The sequence below is a fragment of the Bradyrhizobium manausense genome (assembly GCF_018130615.1).
GTDB lineage: Bacteria > Pseudomonadota > Alphaproteobacteria > Rhizobiales > Xanthobacteraceae > Bradyrhizobium > Bradyrhizobium manausense_A.
Window position 1 is genome coordinate 19,828 of the sequence record NZ_JAFCKB010000025.1, and the last position, 15,019, is coordinate 34,846.

The 15,019-nt window shown below is 63.9% G+C and carries 14 protein-coding genes; 2 read left to right on the forward strand and 12 right to left on the reverse strand.

Features of this window, described 5'->3' with window-relative positions:
* Positions 1–38 precede the first annotated feature (38 nt).
* From JQ587_RS32265 to JQ587_RS32280, 4 genes are all read right to left on the reverse strand, one after another.
* Positions 39–422, reverse strand: coding sequence for a RidA family protein (locus tag JQ587_RS32265; RefSeq protein ID WP_212428030.1), 384 nt, complete (start codon positions 420–422; stop codon positions 39–41).
* A gap of 42 nt (positions 423–464) precedes the next feature.
* Complete coding sequence (locus JQ587_RS32270) at positions 465–2,102, reverse strand: N-acyl-D-amino-acid deacylase family protein (RefSeq protein WP_212428031.1); 1,638 nt, start codon at positions 2,100–2,102, stop codon at positions 465–467.
* A 10-nt stretch (positions 2,103–2,112) separates the two neighbouring features.
* Complete coding sequence (locus tag JQ587_RS32275; protein WP_212428032.1) at positions 2,113–3,432, reverse strand: MFS transporter; 1,320 nt, start codon at positions 3,430–3,432, stop codon at positions 2,113–2,115.
* A gap of 245 nt (positions 3,433–3,677) precedes the next feature.
* The gene (locus JQ587_RS32280; protein ID WP_212297521.1) at positions 3,678–4,445 is read right to left on the reverse strand and encodes an IclR family transcriptional regulator; all 768 of its coding nucleotides are present in this window, start codon (positions 4,443–4,445) and stop codon (positions 3,678–3,680) included.
* Positions 4,446–4,881: 436 nt separating this feature from the next.
* Here JQ587_RS32280 and JQ587_RS32285 point away from each other — a divergent pair, with 436 nt between their 5' ends.
* The gene (locus JQ587_RS32285) at positions 4,882–8,037 is read left to right on the forward strand and encodes a hypothetical protein (RefSeq protein ID WP_212428033.1); all 3,156 of its coding nucleotides are present in this window, start codon (positions 4,882–4,884) and stop codon (positions 8,035–8,037) included.
* A 67-nt stretch (positions 8,038–8,104) separates the two neighbouring features.
* Here JQ587_RS32285 and JQ587_RS32290 read toward each other — a convergent pair whose 3' ends face one another.
* From JQ587_RS32290 to JQ587_RS32315, 6 genes are all read right to left on the reverse strand, one after another.
* Positions 8,105–8,857 carry a haloacid dehalogenase type II gene (locus JQ587_RS32290; RefSeq protein ID WP_212297519.1) on the reverse strand — a complete coding sequence of 251 codons (753 nt, stop codon included), beginning with the start codon at positions 8,855–8,857 and terminating at the stop codon, positions 8,105–8,107.
* A gap of 133 nt (positions 8,858–8,990) precedes the next feature.
* Positions 8,991–9,458: a hypothetical protein gene (locus JQ587_RS32295; protein WP_212428034.1), complete on the reverse strand. Its 468-nt coding sequence runs from the start codon at positions 9,456–9,458 to the stop codon at positions 8,991–8,993.
* Between the two features lie 26 nt (positions 9,459–9,484).
* The gene (locus tag JQ587_RS32300) at positions 9,485–10,000 is read right to left on the reverse strand and encodes a GNAT family N-acetyltransferase (protein WP_212297517.1); all 516 of its coding nucleotides are present in this window, start codon (positions 9,998–10,000) and stop codon (positions 9,485–9,487) included.
* Positions 10,001–10,115: 115 nt separating this feature from the next.
* Positions 10,116–11,051, reverse strand: a complete 936-nt coding sequence (locus JQ587_RS32305; RefSeq protein WP_212297516.1) for a glycosyltransferase family 2 protein — start codon at positions 11,049–11,051, stop codon at positions 10,116–10,118.
* A complete protein-coding gene (locus JQ587_RS32310) occupies positions 11,048–12,199 on the reverse strand; it encodes a hypothetical protein (RefSeq protein WP_212428035.1) in 1,152 nt (383 codons plus the stop codon). Before JQ587_RS32310 ends, JQ587_RS32305 begins: the two co-directional genes overlap by 4 nt.
* Positions 12,200–12,456: 257 nt before the next feature.
* Positions 12,457–12,948, reverse strand: coding sequence for an NUDIX domain-containing protein (locus JQ587_RS32315; RefSeq protein ID WP_212297514.1), 492 nt, complete (start codon positions 12,946–12,948; stop codon positions 12,457–12,459).
* A 104-nt stretch (positions 12,949–13,052) separates the two neighbouring features.
* Between JQ587_RS32315 and JQ587_RS32320 the strand changes: the two genes are divergently transcribed.
* Positions 13,053–13,934, forward strand: coding sequence for a metallophosphoesterase family protein (locus JQ587_RS32320; RefSeq protein ID WP_212428036.1), 882 nt, complete (start codon positions 13,053–13,055; stop codon positions 13,932–13,934).
* A 119-nt stretch (positions 13,935–14,053) separates the two neighbouring features.
* Here the strand turns inward: JQ587_RS32320 and JQ587_RS32325 are convergent, their stop codons facing one another.
* Positions 14,054–14,611: a hypothetical protein gene (locus JQ587_RS32325; protein ID WP_212428037.1), complete on the reverse strand. Its 558-nt coding sequence runs from the start codon at positions 14,609–14,611 to the stop codon at positions 14,054–14,056.
* Between the two features lie 190 nt (positions 14,612–14,801).
* The gene (locus JQ587_RS32330; protein ID WP_008137787.1) at positions 14,802–15,011 is read right to left on the reverse strand and encodes a DUF4170 domain-containing protein; all 210 of its coding nucleotides are present in this window, start codon (positions 15,009–15,011) and stop codon (positions 14,802–14,804) included.
* Positions 15,012–15,019: the final 8 nt, after the last annotated feature.

Sequence of the window (15,019 nt, forward strand, 5' to 3'; positions counted from 1 at the left end):
CGTCCGGGCCTGCGGGCTCCGGCACAGCAGCCAGCGGCTCACTTGCGATAGGCGACGCAGTCGATTTCGACCTTGCAATCCACCACCATGCTCGACACCACGCAGGCCCGCGCCGGCGGATTGGCACCGAAATATTCGGCAAAGACCTTGTTGAAGCTTTGAAAGTCTCTGGGATCGTCGAGCCAGACGCCGCAACGCACGACATCCTTGGGCTCAAAGCCGGCTTCAGTCAGGATCGCGAGCATGTTGCGGATCGCCTTGTGCGATTGCGGAATGATGCCGCCCTCGATCACCTCGCCGTTCTCCATCGGCGTCTGGCCGGAAACGTAGAGCCAGCCGTCGGCTTCGACCGCGCGGGCAAAGGGAAGGTGCTGGCCGCCGGTACCGGTGCCGCCGGCCGCGCCATATCGTTTCAGCGTCATTTGCGAATCGTCCTGTGTGTGATGACTGAGATTGCGGGGTCGTCATCCCCCGATCAAGGCCCGGCCGGGCCGCGCGAAGGTGCTGCGTCCACCCGCGACCACAGCCTCGCCCGCGACGAAGACCGAACGGATGCCCGCGGGCATTTCCGTCGGCGTCTCGAACGTCGCCTTGTCCATGATGGTGTCGTCGAACAGCGTGAGATCCGCGATCATGCCAGGCCGCAGGATGCCGCGGTCGGACAGGCCGAAGCGTTGCGCGGGCAACGCCGTCATCCGCCGTACGGCATCTTCAAGCGTGAACCAGCCTTGCTCCCGCGTCAGCCGGCCGGCAACGCGCGGGAAACTGCCATAGGCGCGCGGATGCGGCTTGGTGCCTGGGCGCGGAATGCCGTCGGAGCCGACCATGTGCAGACGATGGGTGAAGGCCGCGCGCAGATCGGCCTCATCGAGCTGGAACATGATGATGCCGGTCTGGCCCTGGTCTTCCTCGATGCAGCGAACCATGAGATCGAACGGCGAGATGCCGAGTTCGCGCGCGGCATCGACCATCGACTTGCCCTCGAGCGGCTTCAGCGAAGGATTGCCGGTGCCGGAGATGCGCACATTGTGCCAGCCGATCAGCACGATCTTGGACTGCGCGGCATGCGGATCGGGATCGCCCTCCTCCACCAGCGCGCGCAGCGCCTCGCGCCTGGCAGGATCACGCAGCCGTTCGCGCAACGCATCGATGCCGCCTTCCAGCGCGGCCGGCGGCAGCAATTGCAACATGTAGGAGCTGCCGGCCGGATACGGATACATGTCGAAGGAGATATCGATTCCCTCCGCACGCGCGGCCTCCAGCCGGTCGAGCGCCTTGGGAATCGCACCCCAGTTCGGCTTGCCCGCCGACTGCAGATGCGACAGCAGCCCCGCCGCGCCGGAAGCGCGCAGGATCGCGATGAACTCGTCGATGGATTGCAGCAGGCCCGCTTCATAGCTGCGGATATGCGCCGTGAGCAGCTTGCCCTGCGCCCGCACCGTCTCTGCCAGCGCGTTCAGTTCGTTGGTGTCGGCATAGGCGCTCGGCGGATAGACGAGACCAAGCGACAGGCCGGCAGCGCCCTGGGCGAGCTGCTGCGCGAGCAGCGCCTGCATCGCCGCGATCTCCTGCTCCGTCGCCGCACGGCGCTCATAACCGAGCACGGCGAGCCGGATCGCGGCGTGCCCGACCAGCGAGACCAGGTTGAGGGCCACGCCCGGCCCTTCCAGGGCGTGGCGATAGCCGTCGAAACTGTCGAAGACTTCATCGGCTCGGGTTTCGCCGGCGAGCCCCGAGAAGTGCAGGCGCAGCATCTCGGCGGAGCCTGCGGTCGCCGGGTAGAGCGAGAAGCAGCAATTGCCGACCACGAGCGTGGTCACGCCCTGCAAGACCTTCTCGGGCCGGTCAGGCTCGCGCAGGCAAATCAGGTCGTCGTGGCAATGCGCGTCGATGAAGCCCGGCGCGAGATAGCAGCCGCGCGCATCGATGATCTCGGCGTCCTGCGCAGACAAGGAAGCACCGATCGCCGCGATGCGGCTGCCGCTGATGCGCAGGTCGGCCTCGAACCACGGCGCGCCGGTGCCGTCGATCAGCCTGGCATTGCGGATGAGCGTATCCTTGCTCGCGCCCTGGTTCGGACTCTGGCCTGTCGCTTGGGGCATGCTCCCCTCCTTAGTGCACCGGCACGGCGCCGTGCGGCGCCTCTTCGGCGAAATCGGGAATCGACTCGATCCGTCCGAGCACCACGACATAGAAGAAGATGCCGATCAGCAGGACGATTCCGGCGATCATGAAAGCGCCGGCAAAGGATTGTGTCCAGTCGACCACGATGCCGGTCACGATCGGCGCGAGAACGCCCATCATGTTGTTGGTGAAATTCAGGATGCCGCCGACCGTTCCCGCGCCGCCCTTCGGCGCGATCAGCGACACGATCGAGGATCCCACGGGCGCCGCGGCCGACAATCCCGAGATCGCGATCGACAGCCACAGCAGCGCCCAGCCCGGCTTCACGGTGAAGGCGGCGCCGATCACGGCGAGCCCCATCAGCATGCCGACGATGATCACCGACTGGCGCACCCGGGTCGAGTCGTAGCCGCGCGCGATCAGATGATCCACCAGGAACCCGCCGATCAGGAGATCCGACAGCGTCGCGAAGATCCAGGGAATCGTCGAATAGCCCGCGGCCGACATCAGGTTCATGTGCATGGTCTGCGCGAGATAGCCGGGCAGCCAGGTGAGGAAGAGATAGAAAGTGTAGCCATAGGCCGAGAAGCCGATGGTCAGCCCCCAGACCTTGCGGTTGCGCAGGAGGTAGCCGAGCATACGGCTCTGCCCCGCCGTGGCCGGGCCTTCCGGCGTGCCGCCGCCGGCGATGATGTAATCATGCTCCGCCTTCGAGAGCTTCGGATCCTCGCTCGGATTGCGGTAGATGAGATAGTAGGCGACGAAATAGAGGAAGCTCAAAAGTGCGGTGACGCCAAAGCCCCAGCGCCAGCCGTAGAGAAAGATCACATAGGCGACCAGCGGCACGCCGATCACGTTGGAGAACTTGGCGGCGGAATCGAAGATCGCGGTCGACCGCGCGCGCTCATCGAGCGGAAACCAGTGGCCGGTCGCCTTCTGGCTGGCCGGAAAGGCCGGTGCTTCCGCAACACCGAGCAGCAGGCGAGCGCTGGCGATGCCCCAGAGACCGCTGGCGAGCGCGGTGATTGTCGCCGCGACCGCCCAGAGAAAGGTGCTGGCGCGGCCGACCATGGTGACGCCGAAGCGGTCGAGCACCATGCCGCCGGGAACCTGCAGCAGCGAATAGGTCCAGAAGAACGCGCTGCCGAGCAGACCGATGTCGGTGGCGGTGAGGCCGAGCTCCTTGGTGAGCTCGGGCGTCGCGGCGGAGAGCCCGACGCGATCGATGTAGTTGATGAGAATTCCGACGCCGAGAAGACAACCGATCAGCCAGCGTCGTCCGGGTACCTGTTGGCCTGCATTCGCCATTTTGAATCCTCGCTTGGAACGCAGGATCGCGTCTCTCGCCCGGAACGGAACGGGAGCGCGCCTGCAACTGCATTGTCTCTTATAGTGGACAATATTATCTTATAGCGTCACGTTAGTTATTACGGCGGCGTGATGTCAAGAGCAGACATGCAAGGCCTGCCCGTCTCAACGCGCATTCGGACGTGCGATGACAGCGTGATGGCCGGTGCGGATGCATCGGCCGTCACGCTGCTACTCGACTGAGTTCAGTTGCGATCCGAGAGTTCGTTTGCGGTGGCGACGAGGTCGTCGAGCAGCGCAGTCCTGCGCTCCTTCACCGAGTCCGCTGGAACGACGAAGCAAAGCGTCGCGACTGCGACGCCCCTCTTGTCACGGATGGGCGCGGCAAGACACGAGGTGAACCGGTCGGACAGCGCCGTGGTCACGCATTTGCCCTCACGCCTCGCGCGGGCGACGTCCTTGATGAAATCGTCGACATCGAGCACGCGGCCGTCCGGAAGGCGAAAATCCTCTTTCGGAACGAACGCACGGATTTCCGCCGGGCTCATATGATCCAGCAGCAACCGGCCGGATGCCGTCCACGGCAGCGGCACCTCGATGCCGACATCCGTCGTGATCCGAAACAGGCCCGACCCGTCCCGTGTATCGACCACCACATATTTGCGGCCGCGTAGCGCGCAGAGCTGCGCAGTGGCGCTGTGCTGGGTCGCCAGCCGGTCGAGCGCTTCGCGGCACCGGCGATGCAGCGGATTGGCCTCCGCATAGGCGCGCCCGTAGAGATGCACCGCCTTGCCGAAATAGACCTGCCCCTCGCCGACGCTTTCCAGCAGATCCGCCTCGATCAGGCGGTTGGCGATGGCATAGACCGTCGATCGCGGCGCGCCCATTTGCTTGGCGAGGTCGCTGAGCTTGGAGGGTTCGCGCAAATGCAGCAGCGCTTCCAGGAGATCGATGGTCCGATCAATCCCGTTCTGGCGTTCCGCGGGCGAGGTGCCCTTCTTGGATGCGGCCAAACTTCACATGTCCTTCGTCAGCTTCGCTTTGCGGTTTTGGCACAAACCGCGCCGACGGTATAGCGTGTCTAGCTTTCCGATTTTAGCTTCAATGTAATCGAGTTCACAAAGTTGCTGCCGTTGGCCGAGAGTCTTGCCGCAAGCGTGATCAACGCTCCTTCCAAACCTGTGGTAGTATCTCCTCGTGAAGCTCTATTAGCGTGTAATTGCTTTGAGCACCATGGCAGGTTGTGATTGCAGCGCTGCCTGTATCGAAATCGGCCAGCAACGATCGCATTGCTTGCGAACAACGCGCCGGACAACTGACCAGATTTATTTGCGCGCGGGCGAGGCCAAGCGTCTGCAAGCCATAGCACCTTGAACTGCGGAATTTCTCGAAGCCGCGCCTGCGCAAATCAGGACCGATCGCGAGACATCCAGTTTTAGGAGAGGCGACATGGCTCTCAGCAGCAACAATTTGACTGATATTGGACAAGGTGCCGGCAAGACCACCAACTTCTGGATCCGGTACGAGAACTCGCTCCCCGACCAGACCAACGTCGTCAACAACGCCAACTCCCTGCTCAGCGTCGTCGAGAACGAGTTCGCCGTCACCACCGGCTGGTTCGGCACGCCCTCCAACCAGTTCGGCACCAGCCACCGGCAGGAGGTTCGGCTCGATGAGGCCGACACCGACAATGGGGGCGGCAGCTTCAGCTTTCCCGGTGCCAACAACAGCGGCTTCGGCAATCCGATCAGCCTCGATTCGCAAAACCTGATGAGCGATGCGCCGTTGCCGGCGCAGCGCGTCGAGATGGTGTTCATGGCCGAGTGGGTCGAGGTGCTGATGGGCATCCGCGGCAACTGGAACGCCGGCGACAGCAGCGGCGAAGGGTTGTCGCATTGGTCGGCCATCACCCGCTTCCAGCAGGGGCATGACCACTATTACGGCTCGTTCGTCGCGAACTGGCTGAACGGGGACGGCAGCCCCAATCAGGGCACGATCCTGCCGAACCCGGCGCGCGGCGATTGGGTCAACACGACCTATACCGGCTCGACCGTCAGCGACGGCACCTTCGTCCACGGTGACGGCGATCCCGTCAGCTACGGCTGCGCATTGGCCTTCATCTACTATCTCAACGTCCAGCTCGGCTTCAGCATCAACCAGATCATCTCGAGCTACAATTCCAACCTCGCCAGCGCCTACCATACGCTGACCTCCGACAATTCGGACCCGTTCGCGATCTTCCTCGGCCTCGTCCAGAGCGTCTATCCGCCCGGCGTGACGGCGTCGATTTCCGGTCCGAACAGGAACAACCCCTTCCCGATTGCCCGCATCTCCTTCGGCGCCGGCAAGAACACCTTTGGCAAGGACGAAACGCAGGACATCATCAACACGCAGGGCGGCTACGTCCCCAACGCCTTCACGATCTTCATCGAAGGATTCAGCAAGAGTTCGTTCCAGTCGCTCGGCATCACGGTGGGAAGCTTCGCGGGCTCGTTCTTCGGCCTGACCGGCGTGGCGATCACGCCCAATCCCGTCGGTGTGCAGTTCGAGAGCGGCATCAACGACCTCACGCCGCAACGCATCGAGATCGCCTACGATCTGCACCTCGACAACGCCCTGCTGGCGCACTTCCCCGCAAGCGGCGAGAACCAGTTCGATCTGTCGGTGTCGCTGAACGCCTCCGCGACCGGAGAGGTCAGCGGCTCGCAAGCCTCGATGCAGTTCGAGTTGATCGCCGGCGCCGATCCGTATTTCACCAATCTGAACGCCGATCACAGCAATTTGCCTTATCTCAGCCAGGATCTGCGCGTGTTCACGGTCACCCCGGCGCTCAACGCCACGCCGATCCCCGGTGTACCCGCGCTGGCCGACAACGCTTCCGGCGCCTACGCTTATATCCAGAATGTGCTGTCGCGCTGGAACTCATCGACCAACGGCTTCACCAATCCGAACGGCCCTGATCCGTTCACGACGATCCTTCCCGATCAAGGCGATGCCAACCAGGGCGACTCGTCGGTGACGCCATTCACCGTGCAGTTCACCGGCTCGCCGTTCCCGACCAACATCACGATCAGCAACAATTACAGCTTCGCCGTCGCACGTGTGCGGCTGCGCGGCTCTGCGGCATCGCAGGCCAGCAATGTACGTGTCTTCTTCCGGCTTTGGACGACGCAGACCAACGACACCGACTACGACGTCAACGGCGCCTATCTCTCCGACAACGATGCCGCCGGCAAGCCGGGGTCGCCGCGGATGGGTGCCGGCAACACGACGATCCCGTTCTTCGCGACCAACAATTTCTCCGGCCAAACCGACTACGCGGGCGGCCCCAACATCCAGACGCTGACGATCCCCGATCATCAGGACCAGCTCTGGGCCTATTTCGGCTGCTTCCTCAATCTCTACGATACCGGAAACGTCATCAACGGCGCGCAGGTGCAGACCTATCTGAATGGCACGCACCATTGCATCGTCGCGCAGATCGCGTTCGACGACGCGCCGATCCCGCAAAGCGTATCGCCGCTGTCCTGGGACCAGCTCGCGCAGCGCAATCTCCAGGTCACGCGCTCCGACAATCCGGGTCCCGCGGCGGCGCATCGGATTCCGCAGACCTTCGACACGAGGCCCGGCCGGACCGTCCGTCCGCCGCACGGACCGAACACGATCTATCCGGACGAGTTGATGATCGAATGGGGCAGTGTGCCGACCGGCTCGGTCGCCTCGCTCTATTGGCCGCAGGTGCACGCAAGCGACGTGCTGGCGCTCGCCAAGACGTTCTACGGCGTCTCGCCGCTCGGCATGAGCGACGCCAACACGATCCGGATTCCGATCACGCGGGGCGTCAGCTATGTGCCGATTCCGCCCGGCTCCGGCGATAATTTCGCCGGCCTCATCACCATCGATCTTCCACTGGGCGTCCGCAGCGGCCAGGTCTTCGACGTGACCGTCAAGCGGTTGGGCACGCGCATCGGCAAGCCATTGCCGCCACCGCCTCCACCGCCACCGAGGCTGCAGACCGCTCCTGGCATGATCTACCCGGACGGGAAGGCGATACAGGTGCGGACCGCGAAGGGCGGCTCCAAGCAACACAGGACGCCGCCGACCGAGGTGGAGCGGCTCACCCAATGGCGCTACGTCGTCGGCACATTCCAGATCCGCATCCCCGTGACCACCGGCGACAAGATCCTTCCCACTGAGGAGACCACGCTCGCGATCTTGAAATGGCGGCTGGAGCAGATGTCACCGTCCAACCGCTGGCATCCGGTGCTGGTGCGCTACATCAAATACCTCTCCGATCGTGTCGACGGGCTCGGCGGCAATTCAGCTGCCGTGCCGCCTTCGCTGACATTCGTGCCGCCACTGCCGCTGCGTCCGCACGAACCCGAGCGGGAACGTTGCGGCAAGGTCTGCGAGGTCCTGTTCGACTGTCACGGCGAGTTCACCGGCTTCGTCCTCGAGGATTGCTGCGAGCGGCATGTGTTCCACAGCCGCGCCAGAAACGTCGGCAATCTCGCGATGAAAGCCTGCCGGTATGGACTGACGCTGTGTGTCTGGGTCGATGGCAAGGATGGAGGGAAGATCCGCAAGCTCGGCGTCAAGGCGTAGTGGAGCAGGTGGCATCGCCTTATTGGCACGGTCTTCCAGTTCGGCACGACGATTTCGCGGCCGCACGCTAGCCCGAAAGAAAATGCACCAGATCGGCCATGCCCCGCCCCTCGCCGTCCGGGGTGGCGTCCAGTTGTTCGCGCGGCTGCTTCTGCCTGTTGACCCAGAATGTGGGATAGCCGAACAGCTTTGCGCCGGAGGCGTCCCAGCCGGCGAAGGCGGCAAACAGAATCTCCTCGCGCTTCAACCCGAAGGCATCGATGCCCATCTGGTAAGCGCGCGGATCAGGCTTGTAGGCACGAACCGCATCCGTGCTCAGCCGAAATTCGAAAGTGCCGTCGAGCTCCGTCCCGCGAATGTTGCCGTCGAACATGGCCGGCGAGAAATTGCTCAGGAATGCCAGCCGGAAGCCGCTTTCCTTCAACATCGACAAAGCGGGCAGGACGTCGGGCCAGATCGTCATCTTGAGATAGCTCTCGACGAGCGCACTTCTCTTGATACCGGTCAGCTCAATCTCGAGCGACTTGCAGGCGAACACCAGGGCCTCATCGATGACGTCGAGAAAGTCGCGATAATGGCCTGTCATGGTGCGGAGCCATGTGTACTCGAACTGCTTCCTCCGCCAGACCTCTGACAGTTCAGCGCCGCGTCCAGGAAACAATTGTTCCGCCAGGGCGAAGATCGGACGCGGATCGAAAATCGGAAAGCCATCGAACGCGATCGCCTTGATCGAGGTGCCTGCTCCCAGGGAATCGCTGGCAATCGAGGATGCGACCGTCAACGACGCGATCGCGAGGAGTTGACGACGGCTGAGGGGCATCGGGGCATCTCATGCAGTGGACGAAATTCCACCGATGATGATGCTCCGATCGCTCGGAATATTCCCGACGACATCGGGTCGGGACCGCGTGCCGTGCATACGAGGGGTCGCGCTTGGGTGCAGCGCCGGCAGATCAGGATCCCTGCATGTAGCGAACGGGATTCTCGGGATCAGCTTTGAAGATGTGGGCAACCTCCGCAAACAGCGTCGACACCGCACCCTGCTCGAGATCGTCGAACCGCTCGAAGCTGAAGTTGTTGCCTCCCATCCTGAGTTCACCGAGCTGTCCGGCATAATGGGAGACGACCGGCGCGCCTCGCCTGGTCACTGCCACATACACGCTGATGTAGTTCTTCTGGAGCGCGACACCGATCACCGGCCACTCCGCGCTCTTTCCCGATTTGATGGCGTAGCGAAACTTGCCGTAGCCGATCATCTTCATGCGCATTCCCGCCTCCCCCGCGGGCGTTCCGCGATGGAAATAGCGCTTGAGGGCTGGCGCGGCCGAGACGACCAGCTTGTGCAATTCGGTCAGATCGCGCTTTCGCTCGGGATCGAAGTCGAGATAGGCCTGCAATGTGTCGGCTGTGACGCGGAACATGTGACCCTCGACCGGTGCCTGGTGCGCTAGCCCCGCGCCTTGCTCCAGTCGGGAGCCACCGCGCCCGAGACGCCTTCGAACGCGCCGTCGACGAGTTCGAATACCAGGACACGCGCGGCATCGACCGGGCCCGGCATGGTGACGCGTCCCTTGGGGACAAGCTTGAACCCGACGCGGCTGTAATAGGGCTCGTCGCCGACCAGCAGCACGAGGCGATGGCCCTTCTCCTTGGCGTCCTTCAGGGCGCGCTCCATCAGCATGCGGCCGATGCCGCGGCTGCGGAACGGCGGCTCGACCGTGAGCGGCCCGAGCAGCAGTGCCGGCGTCTCACCAATCATGACCGGCAATTGCCTGACGGAGCCGACCAGCAGCGTGCCGATGCGGGCCGTGAAGGAGACATCGAGCACATGGTCGACATGCTCGCGGATACGGTAGGCGCTGAGCACGAAACGGCCGGGGCCGAAGGTGCGCTCGTGCAGCCGCTCGATCGCCTGGGCGTCGCCTGGCGCTTCGGGACGGATGGTGATTGAGAGATCGTTCATATGACCAAGGCGTTTTCGGGCGACGCGGATCCCGGTTCGCGTTCGGAAAGCGCGTCAGTAGAGGAATCGGAGTAGCATCTGCGTCTATCGAGGTCCATGGGCGTTACGCCGGACCTCAGCCCCTTTTCGGCGCCGGCTGGGACAGATAGGCCAGCATCTTCATCTCCCGCCGCCCCCGCGTCACAGTATCGAGCACGAGGCCCGATGAGACCGACAGCATCGCCACGATGGTCAATCCCATCGACAGCACGGCGGTCGGCAGCCGCGGCACGAGGCCGGTTTCGATGAATGTGACGACGATCGGGATGGCAAGGATGATCGCGGCCAGCGCCAGCAGGATGCCGATGACGGTGAAGAAGCGCAGCGGCCGCTCCGATCGGTACAGCTTCAGCATGGTGCCGAGAATGCGAAAGCCGTCGCTCCAGGTGTTGAGCTTCGAGAACGAGCCTTCCGGCCGCGCGTAATAGGGCGTCTCGACCTCGGCAACCGGCAGCGACAGCTCGAGCGCATAGACCGCGAGCTCGGTCTCGATCTCGAAGCCATCGGACAGCACGGGGAACGATTTGACGAAGCGCCGCGAGAACACGCGGTAGCCGGACAGGATGTCCTTGAAGGCATGGCCGAAGGTCGAGGACAGGAAGCCGGTCAGCATACGGTTACCGGTGCGATGGCCGAGACGGTAGGCGGCCTGCGATTGATCGATGCGGAGCCCGACCACCATGTCGAGATGTTCGTCGAGCAGCTTGTCGATCATGCCCGGAGCGCTCGGCGCATCGTAGGTGGCGTCGCCGTCGACCAGCACGTAGATGTCGGCCTCGATGTCGGCGAACATGCGGCGCACGACGTGGCCCTTGCCCTGCCGCCGCTCGCTGCGCACGATCGCACCGGCCTCATGCGCGACCGCAGCGGTGCGGTCGCGCGAGTTGTTGTCATAGACATAGATCTCCGCCGCAGGCAGCGCCTTGCGGAAGTCGGCGACGACGGCCGCGACCGCGGCCTCCTCGTTGTAACAGGGCACCAGCACAGCGATGCGGGGTTGCGCAGATATCATCGCGGCAGCGCTCCTAGAGTTGCCGGCTCGTGCCGGACCGATGCAATCTCACACGCCTCGGCCGGCTGCAACAGCCGAGCAAACGACAGCGTCCACAACGACAGCATCGCGATCGGCACGACGTAGTACGGTGTGAAGATCGGATGGCTCAGAAAGAAACCGAGATTGACGACGAGGTTGCCGGCGACGACGAAGGCAGCCTGCCGCACATGCCTCACGCCGGACCACAACAACGAGAGCGTCGCGCCAATCGCAAGCACGATCAGCACGATCTGCATGTCGCGCAAATACTGGCCGAGAATCGCAAGATCGAATGCCGGCGCAATCAAATCGGCACTGCCATAGGTCGTCGCCAGCGCGCTGCCGGCGTTGACGGCCTGGGCGGCGAGCGTCGGCGCTATCCCCACGAGCACACCGGCACCGAAGGCAAGGCCCTGCACAAAGGTCGCGAGCGAGCGCGTCCACAGGAAGGGAATACCGAGGAACAGGAAATAGCCGGCCGCGAGCAAGGCGTTCGGCAATCTCAGATTGACGGACGCACCGAGCAGAAGGCCGATCAGCGCAATCAGCAGGACGCCGCGCTTGTCCCTGGTCAGCCACAACGCCGTGAGGAAACCGGCAACGGCGCACAGCGCCATGGTCGGCGCGACCGAATAGCTCGCTTTCGCCGGGTTGATCATGAGATAGACCGCGAGCGCGCCGAACACGCCTGCACCAACGACCGACGGCACTGTCCGCGCCATGGCGATGCCCGATAGCGCGAGGCCGCAGACGATCAGGCTCGCGGCAATGTAGAGCGGCACCACCTGATGGCCTTCCGGAAACAAGGCGAGCAGAGAGCCGGTGCCCGGCGGATATTGCAGCACGACCTTGCCGCCCGGCATCGGATTGTGACACGGCCAGCGGATCGGATCCTTCCGCTCGGCGAAGCCGATCTCCTTCAACTTGCCTTCGAAGTAGCGATCGTCGTCCCGGACAGCGTTGGTATCAAGCCCACCCGCGCCGAAACGCTGGAACAGATGCGCCTGCCGGAGATAGCAGATGTCGTCATAGACCCCGCGCGCCTCGCTCCAGCGCGACATTGTCAAAATGTTGCTGGCAAGGATCGCGAGGCAGATCAGGCCGAAGGCGAGTTTGGCAATCTTCATCCAGTATCCGAAAGCCTTTTGGGCGCGTTGCTTGAACCGGGGGCTCAGTCCACCTCTCCCCAGCGGGGAAAGGCCGGATTGCTTTGGCGCGCAATTGCGCGCCTCAGCAAACCGGGTGAGGGGCCGCAGCATACAGAGAGACTGTAACCCCTCACCCGGATCGCATAAGTGCGATCCGACCTCTCCCTACGGGAGAGGTGCCCCGAATTCCTGGCTCGCATCGGGTGAACCAAATCCCCCTTTAGCATAGCCCGCCCTCACCGCCACGTCGCAATCAGGGGCTTGCCGTGAAGCACTTCCGCGATCCGCAGCCGCGTGCCGGGCGTCGCCCCCTCCGGCAGCGCGGCGGGATCGAAGAACCCGCATTCGATGATCTCGCGGTTGGGCGCAGGCAGGCCGTCCTGCCGGAAATGCCTGACCACGTACACCGCGACATGGTCGCGGCGGGAGACGTGGCTGTTGAGGAAGATGCCGTGCAGCACGGCCTCCGAGGTCAGGTCGATATCACCCTCCTCCTTGAGCTCGCGGCGCATCGCCTGTTCCATGGTCTCGCCGAAGTCGACGCCGCCGCCGGGCAGGTACCAGCCCGAGACGTAGCTGTGCTTGACCAGGAATACCCTGTTGTCGGCGTCGAGCACCACGGCACGGACACCGAGCGTCATGCCGCGGACCAGCAGGAAATAGGTATGGAAGAATCGCCGCAGCAGCGGCTCGAATCTCCGTCGGATCTCGTCCAGGCGCTTCGTCATTAGCCTCTCGTGATGCGCGCCCCTTCAGGCCATTGCAAGCGTCCCTTGCGCGCTGCCCGCGACCTTGCCATTACAGCGGCGGAATAGCGAGGCAATGGCCCACCATGGCACCCTTCACGCTCGCCCATCTGTCCGACCCGCATTTGCCGCCGTTGCCGAAGCCGCGGCTGATCGAGCTCGCCGGCAAGCGCGCGCTCGGCTACGTCAACTGGACGCGCAACCGCCACAAATACCAGCGCCGCGAGGTACTCGATGTGCTGGTCGCCGATGTCCAGGCGCAGGCGCCCGACCACATCGCGGTCACAGGCGATCTCGTCAATTTGGCGATGGAGGCGGAGTTCGCGCCGGCGCGTGCCTGGCTCGACGAGGTCGGCCCGCCCGACCGCGTCACCACGATTCCCGGCAATCACGACGCCTATGTCCGTGCGACCTTCCACCGCTTCGGCGAGACGTTTGCGCCCTATCTTGCGGGCGACGATGGCAGCGTCGGCTTTCCCAGCGTGCGCCGCCGCGGGCCGGCCGCGCTGATCAGCCTGTCCAGCGCGGTGCCGACGGCCCCCCTGATGGCGACGGGCACGCTCGGGCGCCATCAGATCGCCGCGCTCGAACAGATGCTCGACCAGCTCGCGACTGAGGACGTCTTCCGCGTGCTGCTGGTGCATCATCCCCTGAAATCCGGCGCGCGCCAGAAGCGGCTGACGGATTCGGCAAGCCTGCTGGCGCTGCTCAAGCGCCGCGGCGTCGAGCTGATCCTGCACGGGCACGACCACATTCACTCGACGATGTGGTTCGAAGGCCCGAACGGCAACATTCCCGCGATCGGCGTGCCGTCGGCCTCCGCGCTCGCGCACGGGCGCTATCCGGCAGCGGCCTACAATCTGTTCGCAATCGAGAAGGACAATGCCGGCTGGCGCTGCGAGCAGATCGTGCGCAGTCTCGATCATGGCTTGCAGATCCGGGAGATCAAGCGCACGCGGCTGGTTTGATTCACCGTCATTGCGGACCAATGCATCCGCATCGAACTCCGGTGCGCAATTGCGCACCTGAGAATCTCGAGATTCCGGGTTCATGCTTCGCATGCCCCGGAATGACGGCAGAAGGAAATTCACCAGCTCCGCAGCGCCGCGAGCACGGCGACGCCGAACAGCGCGGCGGCACCGAGAACGAAGCCGAACACGAACGGCCAGACGCGCGAACGGCGCGGCGGCTGTTCCGCGACCTCCTCCTTCGGCTCGGGCAGCACCACCATCGCGCGCTCGCGCTCGATCATGCGACGGGCGACGTAGTCGGTCACGGCCTCGACGATCACCGAAGTGTCGTGCGATTCGGCGAGCACGATGCGGCCGAAGCGGGTGTCCTGGACGAAGCGGTATTGCCGCTTGTCGCGCCCCATCAGGATGTGCGCGACGACATCGATCCAGAGTCTCGGCGTATCGCCCTGGCTGATGCCGCGGTCGAACAGATCGATCCGATCAGGCACCTGGGCAAACAATGGATCGAGAGCGTCGTTGAGGATCTCCAGCCGCGCCACCTCGGCATCCCTGAGATCGACCACCACACCGGTCCGGTCGGCGGCCTCGATCCGCGCGCGCAACAGCGCATCGCGCAGCCGCACCGGGCGCGGCTGGCTGGGGTGGGTCCCGCTGGTCTCGGGCTCTGACATTGTCGGCCTCGTCCTCAACTCTCCTCCATTAACCTATCAGCAACCACGGCGCCCGCAAAGGCCCCATAATTCCAGACACTTACGGTGCCCACAGGCCATTGATGTGTGCCAAAAACAGACGATCCCACCCGGCTTGCGCCGGATGGGACCCTCCGTCCTTGGACGTCTTCTTAAGTTTGTCAGCTGGCCGTCAGGCCGAGACCCGCGACGGCTCTTCCACGATCGAGAAGCGGACGCCGGCCTTGTGGCGGTTCTCTTCCGAAACCGAACGCCAGGCATCTTCGGCTTCCTTGCGGGTCTTGAACGGACCCTGCACCTGGGCCGAGCCTTCGACGAGCTTGTGGAAGTTCATCGAGCCGAACTCGCCGCCGATCACCCAGAAATTGCTGCCTTTGGTCATTGTCAGTC